This window comes from Methylocystis sp. NC52PC (assembly GCF_055698645.1).
The window spans coordinates 3,789,083-3,802,702 of sequence record NZ_CP170127.1 but is presented as its reverse complement, the minus strand read 5'-3'; the positions used below and the strand labels follow the sequence as shown (position 1 = coordinate 3,802,702).

Sequence of the window (13,620 nt, the reverse complement as noted above, 5' to 3'; positions counted from 1 at the left end):
GACCCTAGATGCGATCGCGCAAACATATCTTCGTCGTCGCGGCTGTGCTTGCCGGCCTGTTGACGCTGCCCTGGGGCTTGTTGCAGCCCCGCCTCCTCGACGACCTGCGCAACATGGTCTTCGATTATTATCAGCGGCTGTCGCCGCGCGTCTACGACCCAGAGGCGCCGGTCCGCGTCGTGGGCGTCGACGAAGAAAGTCTCGAGGCCTATGGGCAGTGGCCCTGGCCGCGAACGCGCATCGCTGCGCTGGTCGACCGCCTGAGCGAATTGGGCGCGGCGGTGGTCGCCTTCGATTTCGTTTTCGCCGAGCCGGATCGCGCCAGCGCCCGCATGCTCGTCGAGGCCTTGCCCGACGCCAAGCTGCGGGCGGATGTCGCGCGGCTCGTGGCGAAGGCGCCGGATAGCGACGCCCTTTTCGCCGATGCGGTCGGGCGCGGACCGGTCGTGATCGGCGCCACGCTGGCGGCGCAGGGCGCAAAGTCTTTCCCGGCCAAGGGGGGCGTGGTCTCGGCGGGCGACGACCCGCTGCCCTTTGTCTATGAATTCCCGGGCGCCATTTTGCCGCTTGCCGCGCTGATCCAAAAGGCGAAGGGCGTCGGCGTCACCAACTGGCTGCCCGACCGTGACCTCGTCGTGCGACGCGTGCCGCTGCTGTTGCGCGTCGGCGAGTCGCTTGCGCCGTCGCTCGCCCTGGAGGGCTTGCGCGTCGCGCAGGGGGAGCCGAGCATCATCGTGCGCTCCTCGAACGCCAGCGGCGAGACCGCCTATGGCGCGCATACCGGCGTCAACGCCGTAAAGGTCGGCACCTTCGAGATCGCCACGGGGTCGGCGGCCGACGTGCGGCCGCGTTACGCCTTCAGAGATTCGCGACGGACTCTTTCCGCCAAGGCGGTGCTGGAAGGCCAGGTTCCGCGCAGCGAAGTCGAAGGGCGGATCGTCTTTGTCGGCGCGCTCGCGATTGGCCTCGGCGACGTTCGCGCGACGCCGCTGGAGCCGGTCGTCCCCGGCGTCGAAGTGCACGCCCAAATCCTCGAAGCGCTCACCAGCGGCGCGCTGTTGTCGCGCCCCGACTGGGCGCCGGGGCTGGAAATCATTCTCTCGTTCGTCGCCTTTGCGGTGACCATGCCGCTTTTGTTCCTCGCGCCTTTGTCCGTCTCCACGCTTTACGCGCCGCTTGCCGTGGCGGGGCTTTTCGGCGGCTCCTTCTACCTTTTCGAAAAATACGGGATGCTGCTCGATCCCGCCTATCCGAGCCTCGTCGTCATCGGGACTTATATCGTCGGCGCCGTCACCCTGTGGCGCTCCGAAAATTCAGCGCGACGGCAGGTTCGCAACGCCTTCGGCAAATTCGTCGCGCCGGCGGTTGTCGACCGCCTCGCCGAAAATCCGAAATTGCTCGTTCTCGGCGGAGAGACGCGCGAATTGACCGTGCTGTTCTCCGACCTGCGCAACTTCTCCGGCCTCTCCGAAGGCATGAGCGCGCGCGAGCTCACGCAGTTCATGAATGATTATTTGACGCCCATGACCGACGCCATTCTCGAATGCGAGGGCACGGTCGACAAATATATGGGCGACGCCATTCTCGCCTTCTGGAACGCGCCGCTCGACATCGCCGACCATCCGCGCAAGGCGCTGAAGGCGGCGTTGGAGATGCGCGAGGCGCTGCTCGCCTTCAACGCGGCGCGGGCCAGGGCCGCTCAGGAGACGGGGCGTCCTTATGTCGAGGCGCGCATGGGCTGCGGCCTCAACCTCGGTCCCTGCAACGTCGGCAATATGGGCTCGGTGCGCCGATTCGATTACTCGATTCTCGGCGACAATGTGAATCTCGCCTCGCGGCTCGAGGGGGCGAGCAAGGCCTTCGGCACGGACATCATCGCCTCTGGCGCGGTGCGCGACGCGGCGCCCGACCTGGCTTGGCTCGATCTCGGCCGCATCGTCGTCGTCGGCCGCAGCGAGCCCACCCAGGTCTTCGCGCTCGCGGGCGACGCGCACTTTGCTACCTCTCAGCCGTATGTGCGCTGGCGCACATCACACCAAGAAATGATGGCTGAATATGAGGCAGGTCGCTTCGAGGCCGCCGCGGCGCGCGCGGCGGAACTGGCGCGAACTCGTCCCGGCCTCTGGGCGAGCCTCTACGCGGCCCTAGAAAAGCGATATGCGGGCCTCGCCCGCGACGGCGTGCGGGAAGGTTGGTCCTCGGTATGGAATTTGACAAGCAAGTAGACGCCCTCGGCATCGATCCAATCATTGGGAAATACTGGTCGCTTTTGGCCTCACGCCATGACGCCGACGCCTTCGCCGCGCTGGACGCCGGCTATCGAGAGCCCCAGCGCGCCTATCACGCCTGGGGCCATATCGCCGACATGCTGGAGAAGCTCGATCGCCTCTCGTCACTCGCCGCGCGTCCCGACCTGGTCGCCACGGCGATCTTCTGGCACGACTCGGTCTACCTCACCCGCGATCCCGATGGCCGCCCGCGCCTCGATCCCGAAAACGTCCGCGACAGCGCCGAGCTGTTCGAGCGGCATTCGAAATTCGACGCCACCGAGGCGCAGGCGATCCACGATCTCATCATGGCCACCTCCCACCACATGAAGGCCAAGGCGCGAAGGGAGCATTATCCAGGCTTTGCGCGTGACCTCGACCTCTTCCTGGATCTCGATCTCTCTTCCCTCGCCGCGCCCTGGCCGGTTTTCCTCAAGAACCTCGACGATATTCGGTTCGAGTTCGGCTGGGCGCCCGAGCAGGAGTTTTTCCTCGGGCGCACCAAGATGCTGGAGAGCTTCCTTGGCGGCGGCGACGCGCTTTTCCGCCTTCCCGAGACGCGCGCGCTTTGGCTCGACGCCGCCCGCGACAATCTGATCCGCGCCGACGCCGATCTGCGCTCAAAGATGGCCTGCCAGAAATCGGCGTAACCTCAGCGCGTGGAAGCCGCCGCGAGAAGCATTTCGAGCGCCTGCCGCACCGCGCCCGCGCGGATGTCGCTTCGACTCTGCGGCCCGAATCGGCGCTCGACATGCTCCGTCGCCGCGCCGCGCCGCGCCAGAGCGAAGTGGACGAGCCCCACCGGCTTCGCCGCCGATCCGCCGCCCGGCCCGGCGATTCCGGTGATGGAGACGGCGAGGTCGGCGCAGGAATGGGCGAGTGCGCCCTCGGCCATCGCCCGCGCGACCTCTGCGCTCACGGCGCCGTGGGCGAGGATCAGCGCTTCGGGCACGCCGAGCATGTCCTGCTTGGCTTTGTTGGAATAGGTCACGAAGCCGCGGTCGAAAATCTCGCTCGATCCGGCAACTTCGGTGATCGCTCCGGCGACGAGGCCGCCCGTGCACGATTCGGCCGTCGCCGCGACAAGCTTGCGCTCGCGAAGAGCGACGAGAAGTTTATTTGCTAAATCAATGACTTGATGTTGCACGACAGGCCCGGGCTCGATGACGGCCGCAGCTTACACGCCATGGGCGTCCTCGAGCCATAGCCTTGATGCCGCCGCCCTGGCCAATCGCAATTATGGCTGGCGCTTGCCCGCGCATTGCCCTAAATAGAGCCGGCGGGGCCGTTCGACTGTCGAACTGGAGCCTCCCGCCCTCGAATCTTCCTGATACCCGAGTTCTCGCCATTTTCGCTTCGATGTCGGAGCATCGAGCGCATGGTTCGCGCCATCCCCCGAGAGCCGGGTTTCCTCTTTTTTGCAGATCGGAAAACTCGTGCAGGTTTTGGTTCGCGACAACAATGTCGATCAGGCCCTTCGTGTGCTCAAGAAGAAGCTGCAGCGCGAAGGCGTCTTTCGGGAAATGAAGCAGCGTCGCGCTTACGAGAAGCCCTCTGAGCGGCGCGCGCGAGAAAAGGCGGAAGCCATTCGCCGCGCCCGCAAGCTCGCTCGCAAGCAGGCGCAGCGCGAAGGCCTCCTGCCGGCGCCGAAGCAGAAGCCGCGCCCCGCGAAGCCTCGTCCGGCCACGCCCGCCGCGCCGACGCCGTCGCTCACGCCGGCCGCCGGCGGCTTCTGATCGTTCGCGGCCGCGCCGACAGGGGAGTCACCATGGCCCGCAAACCTGCGACGAAGAGCGAGTTCGTTCTCTTCGACGTCGTTTATGACGATGGCAGCCAACGCTCCAATCGTCGCGTTCCCAAGGAAGCGCTGGGCGGGCTCGACGGCGACGCGCCCGCACGCGCGATCCTCGAAGCCCAGGATCTCGAGATCGCCGAACGCTCGGGCCGACCGGCCGCGACGATCAAAACGGTGCGTCGCTCCTCGTGAGCGACCGCTCCTCAGATCTCGGCGGGGGCAATCCGCGACGATAGCGATCCCCCATGCGGCCATAATCCCTCCTCCGGCAGTCCGACCACGGTTCGGCTCGCCCGCGCGTTCAATATCGCCGCTGCGTCCGTGCGGCTGGTAGGAGTTGGGAAGAAAAGCGACGGACTCTGCTTAATCGTCGGCGCTCGAGGGTGGCGTGCAGAACGCGTCGGTAATGATGTATGTCGGCTCGGGGGCGATCGCCGCGGGCTGACACCCAAGGGCCGTGCCATCACTCGATCGTGATCCGCCCGTCGACCGCCGGCGAAATGGTCCCCGCCTTGCGGATCGCCTCGATGACCACCGCGGAGAGCAGCGGCGCCGCGTCCTCGGTGACGAGCGGCCGGCCGCGAAGCAGGGCGTCATAGCCGTCCTTGCCGTTGGCGAGATAGTCGTTCGTCGCGATCCTGTAGAGCCGCGTCTCGTCGAGCGGCGCGCCGCCGATGGCGATGGCGAGGAGGCGCGAGCCTGGAACCGCGTCGCGCCGCAGCGCGAGACGCGCGCCGGAGATTTGTGCGAAGCGCCCCGCATCCTTGCCGAGCGCGCCATAGGCGCTCTCCAGCGCCGCCCGCAGATCGGCGCCGCTGAGTTCGATCGTCACGAGCCTGTTGGCGAAGGGCAAAGCGGCGAGCACGCTCTTTCGCGTCAGCGTCGCGCCGGCGGGGAGGACGGCGTCGCCGCGAATGGCCCCGCCGTTGAGAATCGCCACATCGGCGCCGGTTGCGGCGCGCATGGCGTCGGCGAGGTAGTCGCCGAGCGCGGTCTCGCGCGTGCGCACGCTCGCCTTGCGTCCATCCAGTTCTTTCTGCGTGACGCCGATCGGCTCGTCGAGACCCTTCTCCAGCCGGGCGCGAATTTCGTCGGCGCGCGCGGCGACGGCGGGGTCGGGCGCAACGTCCCCCGTATCGAGGATGCGGAACTTTGGCGACCACGCGACCTTGCGCGCGCCGGCGTCGGACACGGTAACGGCAAGATCGACGGCGACGAGCTGCGCGCCGTCGGCTTGCGTCTCGGCGATGACGGCGCGTCCGTCATAGGCGACGAAGAGATTGTGGTCGTGGCCGGAGAGGATGACGTCGATGAGGCCGGTCTTGGCGAGGCGCAGATCGTCCGTCCACTCGGAATGGGTGACCGCCACGATGAGATCGGCGCCCGCGTCGCGCAGCCGCCGCGCCTCCCGCCGCGCGGTTTCGATCGCCGGGAAAATGCGCAGCGTCTCCGTGTTCGAGCGTTCGCGCGACTCGTCCTCGGTCAGGCCGATGACGCCGATCCGCACGCCTTCCACGTCGATGATCGCGCTGTCGGCGAAGCCCGGCAGCGGACGCCCCGCGCCGTCGCGCAGATTGGCGGCGAGACGCGTGGCGTGCAACGCGTCCATGCGCGCGCGAAATACGTCCTCGCCGAAATCGAACTCGTGATTGCCCGGCGTGAAGACGTCGACGCCCACGAGATTGAGCAGTTCGACGATATGCGCGCCTTTGTCGAGACTCGAGAGAAGCGACGGCGACAGCGCGTCCCCCGCAAGCGCGACGAGGGTCGCTTTGGTCTTGGCGCGCTCCGCCTTCAAGACGCCCGAGACGCGCGCAAATCCCCCGCGCCCATTGCGCTCGTCCATCTCATAGATGTCGCTGAAGACGAGCAGCGTGAGATTGACGAGGCGCTCCGCCGCCGCCGATTCGCAAGACAGCGCGAGAAGGAAGAGGACGACGGCGAGAGGGCGGCGCATGAGTTGATCCGTGTCGGACGCAGGGGCGCATGTTGCCGCCCCGGCATGACAGTTTCAACGCCCGGCGGTGCAAGGCCCGCGTCCACCCCTCTCCCCGCTGGGGGAGAGAGGGGGAATCACCCCGTGGTGACGATGACGAAATCCTTGCCGCTGCGGCTGTCGGGCGAGAGGGGCGCGTCGGTGAGCACCATGGTCATGCCGGGGTGCATGCGCGTCTGCATCGCCTCGACGAAAGCGGGCTCGGCGCCGATTCGCTGCATCACGGCGTCGTCGCGCATCGCCGGCGACGCCGCGGCGCTGTGGGTGATGGCGCTCCACCTCAGGCCGCGCGCGTCATTGGCCGCGCCGTTCAAGACGAAGACATGCGAGCCGAGCGCGTCGCCGCCCTTGAGGGTGAGCTTGGAGCGCGCGACGACGCGGTCGTTTTCGATGAGCTCGATCACACGATCGGCGGAGGAGACGATGACGCTCGTGACGGGATAGCTCTCCGCCGCCGCCCAGTCCGAGGGGTGCTTCTTGCCGTCGAGGCTCGAGACGACCTGCTCGAATTCCTGTTCGGCATAGCCCGAGAGCACCATGCCGGGATGCGTCAGCTCCCAGGGGTCGGTATGCGCGCCGGCGATGATGACCGGCGTGCCGATATGGGTGACGCCGAACAGCAGTTCCGAGAACTTCACCGGCAGGCGCACGCAGCCGTGCGAGGCCGGGTAGCCGGGCAGATTGCCGGCGTGCAAGGCGACGCCGGACCAGGTCAGCCGGTTCATATTGGGCATGGGCGCGTCGTCGTAGATCGACGAGTGATGATTCTTGTCCTTCTCCAGCACGACGAACACGCCCGTCGGGGTCGCATGGCCCGGCTTGCCGGTCGAGCAGGTGGAGACCGCTATTCGGATGCCGTTGCGATAAACGTGGACGCGCTGCTCGGGGATCGAGACGACGACCGACACCGGCCCCGTCTCGGCGCGCTCGGGATGCCAAGTATAGTCTCCGGGCTTGAGCTGCGCGATATCCTTCAGCATTTCGCCGGCAAAGGCCGGCCGGCCTGCGAAAGCGGCGGCGCCCACCAGTCCGAAAACAAAGCTGCGACGGGACGAATAAAGGATGCTCATAATATTTCTCCCCTGTTACCGGGACGTATCGCGCCAGTAACACGGCCGTATCGTTCGGCCAAGTTTCGGAATAAGGGAGAAGCGCATGGCTGTGCGTGCGCCCGCGCACGGGGCGAGGGGGAGGAGCGCCGATGAAACGGTCTCTCGACGTTTCCATCCCCCCCTCTTGCGGGGAGGGTGGCGCGCGCGGCGCGCCGGGTGGGGGACTTGGGGCGGCCGCAAGCCGGTATTAAGAAAGCAGTTTCACAACGCTGCGCGCCCCGCCCGACCCCGCTTCGCGGGGCCACCCTCCCCGCAAGGGGGAGGGATCGTTCGCGGGTGAGGTTGGTTCTCGCGGCTCGTTATGCTTGGGCTTCGCCGGCGACCTTGCCGAAGTCGGCCACGCCCATCATCACCCGACGCAGTTCCGCGAGCAGGCGCAGGCGGTTCAGGCGCAAGTCGGCGTTGTCGGCGTTTACCGTCACATGGTCGAAGAAGGCGTCGACCGGCGCGCGCAGATGCGACAGCGCGCGCATGGCGCCCGCGAAATCCTCCTTCGCCAGCCGCTCGGCCGTCTCCTCGCGGGCCCGGGCGATGGCGGCGGCGAGCTTGTGCTCCTGCGGCTCGATTCGCAGATTGGGCGCGTGGCGGTGGGAATAGGCCTGCGGCCCGTCCTTCTTTTCCTCGGCCTTGAGAATATTGACCGCGCGCTTGAAGCCGGCGAGCAGATTCTTGCCGTCGTCGGTGGCGAGGAATTTGTCGAGCGCTTCGACCTTCTTCGTGATCATGAGCAGATCGTCCTGCAGAGGCGCGGCCGCGGCCGGCTCCTCCTCGGAGTCGGCGAAGGCCACGGCGCCGAGCGCCGCATCAATAAGATCGTAGCGCGCCCCCTTGTCCCGCAAGTAGACTTTCAGGCGGTCGACTAGAAAATTCATGATGGCGTCAATTGTTTCATTTGGATCAGCCAATCCGTGCCTAAACTGCTCGAAATATCCTTTTGCCTCGAACCCTTCATCGCCATGAAGATCAGCAGTAACCAGCGCAATCGAAGTAAAGGGCTCGTAAAGCCTTATTTCTCCAAGGGTATCTGGCGAGCGAACATGCTTGAATTCCCTACCCAAAACGAGGGGGCTATCAGGATCGGAATAATCAAGCTGTCTGCTCACCGAGTCCGATATAAGCACAATTGAATTGTGCAAATTGTCCCAAGCCGACAGTGGTTCCCACAAGCCGAAGAGGAGCATTCCCCTCATAGATAGAGAAATTTCGTTTTCTAATAGGATTCGGATTGCCCCGAGAGCAGCCCGTCGAAGCGCAAATGGGTCTTTCGACCCTGTCGGAATTTCTCTCGCCCAGAATAGCATCACCAGCGTGTCGAGCTTGTCGGCGAGCGCCACGGCGATGGAGACGGGGTCGGTCGGGATGCGGTCGCTCGGCCCCTGCGGCTTGTAATGCTCCTCGCAGGCGGCGGCGACGAAGGCGTCCTCGCCCTGCGCGGTCGCGTAATAGCGGCCCATGAGGCCCTGCAGCTCGGGGAATTCGCCGACCATCTCCGAGACGAGATCGGCCTTGCACAGCGTCGCGGCGCGCGCGGCCTTCTCCGGATCGGCGCCGACGACCGGCGCCAGTTCGCGGGCGAAGGCGGCGAGGCGCTTCACGCGCTCGCCCTGCGTGCCGAGCTTCTCGTGGAAGACGATCTGGTCGAGCTTCGGCAGCCGGTCTTCCAGTTTCGTCTTGAGGTCCGTCTCGTAGAAGAATTTCGCGTCCGAGAGCCGCGCGGCGATGACGCGCTCATTGCCGGCGACGACCGTGGCGCCGCCGTCCGCCGCCTCGATATTGGAGACGAGGATGAATTTGTTGGTCAGCGCGTCGCCTTTGCGAAGCACGAAGCACTTCTGGTTCACGCGGATCGTCGCGCGAATGACTTCCGGCGGGATCGACAGGAAGCTCTCGTCGAAAGAGCCCATCAGCGTCACCGGCCATTCGACGAGGCCGGCGACCTCCTCCAGAAGCCCGACGTCCTCGATAAGTTCGAGCCCCTGCGCGAAGGCGAGGTCCTTGGCGTCATGCAGGATGATGTCGCGCCGCCGCGCCGGGTCGATAACGACCTTGGCGCGCTCCAGCCCCATCGCGTAATCCTCGAAGCGCCGCACGCGGAAGGGCGCCGGCGCGAGGAAGCGATGGCCGCGCGTGACGTCGCCCGAACGAACGCCGTCGACCTCGAAGGGCACGACGTCCGGCGTCTCGGTCTCCGGCCCGAAGGTGGCGACGATGGAATGCAGCGGGCGCACCCAGCGCAGACTCTCTGTGCGCTCCGAAGCGGCGCCCCAGCGCATGGACTTGGGCCACGGGAAGCTTTTCACGATCCCCGGCAGGATTTCCGCCAGCACGTCGATCGTCGCCGCGCCGGCGCGCTCGATGACCGCGAGATAGAACTCAGCGCCCTTCTTGTCCTTCTCGATGCGCGCCTGCTCGAGCGAGGCGAGCCCGGCGCTTTTCAGAAAGCCCTGGATCGCCGCCTCCGGCGCGCCGACGCGGGGCCCTTTGCGCTCCTCGCGCACATCCGGCTGGCGGCCGGGCAAGCCGACGACCTGCAGCGCGAGCCGGCGCGGCGTGGCGTAGGCGGCGGCGCCCTCATAGGTCAGCCCACGGTCGACGAGGGCGTTGGTGACGAGCTTCTTCAAGTCGTCAGCCGCCTGCCGCTGCATGCGCGCCGGAATTTCTTCGGAGAACAGTTCGAGGAGAAGATCGGGCATCCGGGGATCTTTATCGGGCGAGGGTGAATCCGGGACGATGTTTAGAGCCCGATGCGGCGCCGCGCAAATCCGCGAGGCTCAAATCCCTTGAGCGGGGCTTCCCGGAGCCCAGCGCCTTACAGCTCCTTATGCGTGCCGTCGCAGAGTGGCTCTTTCCTTGAATGCTTGCAGCCGCAAAAAAACGCCTTGCCGGTGGCCTCGGCCTTGTAGGCCACGGGCTCGATCCCCGAGCCCTTGTGGGCGCCGTCGCAGAAGGGCTGCTTGGCGCTGCGGCCGCAGGCGCACCAGTAATAGGTCTTTCCTTCCTCCACCTCGACCGGCATGGCTTTCTTCTGGAAGATGACGCGTTCTGTCATGTGTTCTCCTCAAGCGGGCTCGGTGGCCAGCGCCGGCGCGCCGAGCAGAAATTTCTCGACCTCCAGCGCGGCCATGCAGCCGAGCCCGGCGGCGGTCACGGCCTGGCGGTAGACTTCGTCGGCGACGTCGCCGGCGGCGTAGACGCCGGGGATGTTGGTGCGCGTCGTGCCGGCCTCGACGGCGATATAGCCAGAGGGCTTCACCGTGAGCTGGCCCTTGAACAGTTCGGAGGCGGGCGCATGGCCGATGGCGATGAAGACGCCCTCGGCGTCGAGCGTCTGCGTCTCGCCGGTAAGGACATTCTTCACCCGCGCCCCGGTGACGGCGAGCGGGCCTTCCACGCCGACGATTTCATCGATCACATGATTGAACAGAACGGAGACGTTCGCCTGCTGGCGCAGCCGCTCCTGCAGGACGCGCTCGGAGCGCAGCATGTCGCGGCGGTGCACCAGCGTCACATGCGAGGCGAGGTTGGAGAGATAGAGCGCCTCCTCGACCGCGGTGTTGCCGCCGCCCACCACGATGACCTTTTTGCCGCGAAAGAAGAAGCCGTCGCAGGTCGCGCAGGCGGAAACGCCGAAACCCTTGAATTTCTCCTCGCTCGGGATGCCGAGCCATTTGGCCTTCGCGCCCGTCGCGACGATCAGCGCGTCGCAGGTGTAGGTCGCGCCGCTGTCGCCGATCAAGGTGAAGGGGCGGGTCTCGAGACGGGCCTCCACAATGTGGTCGGAGACGAGCTTCGTGCCGACATGCTCGGCCTGAAGCCGCATCTGCTCCATGAGCCACGGCCCCTGAACGGGCTCCGCGAAGCCGGGGTAGTTCTCGACGTCAGTGGTGATCATGAGCTGGCCGCCCTGGTCGAAGCCGGCGATGAGCATCGGCTCCAGCATGGCGCGCGCGGCGTAGATCGCGGCTGTATAGCCGGCGGGCCCGGAGCCGATGATGATGACGCGCGCATGCTTGGGGGCGGACATGGGAAACTCTTTCGAAACGGCCGCGAAGGAGCCCGCAATCTAGCGATTATGCGCCGCGCCGCAAGGCGGCCGTCTCTCCCGCGCCTCATGCCGCGTGGCCGTCACTCACGCCCTCATCGTGAGGAGACCCGGAGGGCAGTCTCGAAGGATGGGCCGCTTGGTCCTGCCGGATTTCCTCGTCCTTCGAGACGCGCGCTTCGCGCGCCCTCAGGATGAGGAAATCCTCCGGCCGGCGTTTTTCGCCCGCAGCTCAGAGAGGCGTTGGCCGTCTCTCTCCCCTCATCCTGAAGGAGGCCCGAAGGGCCGTCTCGAAGGATGGGCCGCGCGGTCCTGCCGGATTTCCTCGTCCTTCGAGACGCGCGCCTTGCGCGCCCTCAGGATGAGGAAATCCTCCGGCCGGCGTTGGGACGGTTGTTCGCCTGCGGCTTAGAGGCGTTGGCCGTCTCTCCCCCTCATCCCGAGGAGGCCCGAAGGGCCGTCTCGAAGGATCGGCCGCCTGGTCCTGCCGGATTTCCTCGTCCTTCGAGACGCGCGCTTCGCGCGCCCTCAGGATGAGGAAATCCTCCGGCCGGCGTTGGGACGGTTGTTCGCCTGCGGCTTAGAGGCGTTGGCCGTCTCTCCCCCTCATCCCGAGGAGGCCCGAAGGGCCGTCTCGAAGGATCGGCCGCCTGGTCCTGCCGGATTTCCTCGTCCTTCGAGACGCGCGCTTCGCGCGCCCTCAGGATGAGGAAATCCTCCGGCCGGCGTTGGGACGGTTGTTCGCCTGCGGCTTAGAGGCTTTGGCGGTCTCTCCCCCTCATCCTGAGGAGGCCCGAAGGGCCGTCTCGAAGGATCGGCCGCTTGGTCCTGCCGGATTTCCTCGTCCTTCGAGACGCGCGCCTTGCGCGCCCTCAGGATGAGGAAATCCTCCGGCCGGCGTTGGGACGGTTGTTCGCCTGCGGCTTAGAGGCTTTGGCGGTCTCTCCCCCTCATCCTGAGGAGGCCCGAAGGGCCGTCTCGAAGGATGGGCGGCCTGGTCCCGACGGACTTCCTCGTCCTTCGAGACGCGCGCCTTGCGCGCCCTCAGGATGAGGAAATCCTCCGGCCGGCGTTGGGACGGTTGTTCGCCTGCGGCTTAGAGGCGTTGGCCGTCTCTCCCCCTCATCCTGGAGGAGGCCCGAAGGGCCGTCTCGAAGGATCGGCCGCCTGGTCCCGACGGATTTCCTCGTCCTTCGAGACGCGCGCTTCGCGCGCCCTCAGGATGAGGAAATCCTCCTGCCGGCGTTGGGACGGTTGTTCGCCTGCGGCTTAGAGGCTTTGGCGGTCTCTCCCCCTCATCCTGAGGAGGCCCGAAGGGCCGTCTCGAAGGATCGGCCGCTTGGTCCTGCCGGATTTCCTCGTCCTTCAAGACGCGCGCCTCGCGCCTCAGGATGAGAAACTGGCGAAATCCGCCGCGATGCGCGCGGCGATCATCGGCGTCGAATTGATGGGCGTATAGGTCCAGTCCTCGAAAGGACCGCGCCAGATGCGGATGGCGCCGGCCGTTTTAAGCGCGGCGAGATAGGCGCGGATCTTCCGGCGCGGGGCCAGGGGTTCGATCACATGGACCGGGACGCCGGTCGCGACCGCTTCGCCGACCATATTGACGCTGTCTCCCGTAACGACGAGGCGATCGGCGTTGGCGAGAATGGAGAGATAGGGGTTTTCGCCCGAACCGTCCCAGCAGAAGCCGCCGGGCCCCGAGAGCGCCGTGCGTAATGCCTGCGCGACCTCGGGCGGCGTGCGCCGCGAGGGCGTCGCCATCACCCCGAACCCGCCCTGGAGCAGGGCGCCGGCGATATGGTCGAGGTCATGGATGACGCCCTCGGCCCCGCCGATCAGCATGGCGACCCTCGGGCGGGGCAGGACGGCGATGCGCGGGTCGGGGGCGGCGCGGGCCTCGGCGAGGCGCGCCGGGGTGATGCGATTCGGCGGCGTCAGCGGCGAAATCACATTGGCGCCCTTGAGACGGTCATGGCGCGGCGCGACGATGAGATCGGCGGCGTTCCAACAGAGCGCCGGGGCGTTGACATAGATCGTGAAGACACGCCCCCCAGAGTCGCGCTTCAGCCGCCGCAGCGCCGGCAAGGCGCGCCGCCCGGCGGCGAGCGCAATGTCCGGGTAGGGTGCGGCATAGGCGAAGGCGTCGCGCGGGTCCGGCGGGCCGAAGGGCGCGAGCGACGAATAAGGCGGGCGCGCGTCGACGGCGCGAATGTCTGGCCCGAGGCCCAGCGCCTCCGCGAGCCCGAGCGTCTGCGCCTCATGCCCGGCGCGGCCGTCGGTAATGATGCGGAGCGTTGCTCCGAGTCTCACTCCCGCTTCGCAGGAGACGGGACGCTCGTGCTCAGCCATTTGAATGAAGGCCACAATCCGCTCCCTCTCCCGCGAAGCGGGGGAGGGCCGGGGAG

At 66.7% G+C, this 13,620-nt stretch carries 11 protein-coding genes; 4 read left to right on the top strand and 7 right to left on the bottom strand.

The window, feature by feature from the left end; all coding sequences use genetic code 11:
- Positions 1 to 8: 8 nt before the first annotated feature.
- Positions 9 to 2,225, top strand: a complete 2,217-nt coding sequence (locus ACETII_RS20730) for a CHASE2 domain-containing protein (RefSeq protein WP_472786797.1) — start codon at positions 9 to 11, stop codon at positions 2,223 to 2,225.
- On the top strand, positions 2,204 to 2,917 hold the full coding sequence (locus ACETII_RS20725) for an HD domain-containing protein (protein ID WP_472786796.1): 714 nt from the start codon (positions 2,204 to 2,206) through the stop codon (positions 2,915 to 2,917). The genes ACETII_RS20730 and ACETII_RS20725 overlap by 22 nt, the downstream gene beginning before the upstream one ends.
- Positions 2,918 to 2,919: 2 nt before the next feature.
- Here the strand turns inward: ACETII_RS20725 and ACETII_RS20720 are convergent, their stop codons facing one another.
- Entirely contained in the window at positions 2,920 to 3,414 is a 495-nt protein-coding gene (locus ACETII_RS20720) for a CinA family protein (RefSeq protein ID WP_472786795.1), read from the bottom strand.
- 289 nt (positions 3,415 to 3,703) lie between these two features.
- Between ACETII_RS20720 and rpsU the strand changes: the two genes are divergently transcribed.
- Together rpsU and ACETII_RS20710 are read left to right on the top strand one after the other, a co-directional pair.
- Entirely contained in the window at positions 3,704 to 4,003 is a 300-nt protein-coding gene (gene rpsU / locus ACETII_RS20715) for a 30S ribosomal protein S21 (RefSeq protein WP_472786794.1), read from the top strand.
- 32 nt (positions 4,004 to 4,035) lie between these two features.
- Positions 4,036 to 4,254, top strand: a complete 219-nt coding sequence (locus tag ACETII_RS20710; RefSeq protein ID WP_363349199.1) for a hypothetical protein — start codon at positions 4,036 to 4,038, stop codon at positions 4,252 to 4,254.
- 271 nt (positions 4,255 to 4,525) lie between these two features.
- On the opposite strand, the gene ACETII_RS20705 is transcribed toward ACETII_RS20710, so the two are convergent.
- The 6 genes from ACETII_RS20705 to ACETII_RS20680 all read right to left on the bottom strand — a co-directional run bounded on the left by ACETII_RS20705 (position 4,526) and on the right by ACETII_RS20680 (position 13,579).
- Entirely contained in the window at positions 4,526 to 6,019 is a 1,494-nt protein-coding gene (locus tag ACETII_RS20705; RefSeq protein ID WP_472786793.1) for a bifunctional metallophosphatase/5'-nucleotidase, read from the bottom strand.
- A 116-nt stretch (positions 6,020 to 6,135) separates the two neighbouring features.
- Positions 6,136 to 7,128: a L,D-transpeptidase gene (locus ACETII_RS20700; RefSeq protein ID WP_363349197.1), complete on the bottom strand. Its 993-nt coding sequence runs from the start codon at positions 7,126 to 7,128 to the stop codon at positions 6,136 to 6,138.
- Between the two features lie 341 nt (positions 7,129 to 7,469).
- Positions 7,470 to 9,863: a glycine--tRNA ligase subunit beta gene (gene glyS, locus ACETII_RS20695; RefSeq protein ID WP_472786792.1), complete on the bottom strand. Its 2,394-nt coding sequence runs from the start codon at positions 9,861 to 9,863 to the stop codon at positions 7,470 to 7,472.
- A gap of 116 nt (positions 9,864 to 9,979) precedes the next feature.
- A complete protein-coding gene (locus ACETII_RS20690; RefSeq protein WP_363349195.1) occupies positions 9,980 to 10,219 on the bottom strand; it encodes a CDGSH iron-sulfur domain-containing protein in 240 nt (79 codons plus the stop codon).
- 9 nt (positions 10,220 to 10,228) lie between these two features.
- Positions 10,229 to 11,194 (bottom strand): thioredoxin-disulfide reductase, encoded by a 966-nt coding sequence (trxB, locus tag ACETII_RS20685; RefSeq protein WP_363349194.1) that lies wholly within the window; start codon positions 11,192 to 11,194, stop codon positions 10,229 to 10,231.
- A 1,404-nt stretch (positions 11,195 to 12,598) separates the two neighbouring features.
- Positions 12,599 to 13,579 (bottom strand): mitochondrial fission ELM1 family protein, encoded by a 981-nt coding sequence (locus ACETII_RS20680; RefSeq protein ID WP_472786791.1) that lies wholly within the window; start codon positions 13,577 to 13,579, stop codon positions 12,599 to 12,601.
- Between the last annotated feature and the right edge of the window lie 41 nt (positions 13,580 to 13,620).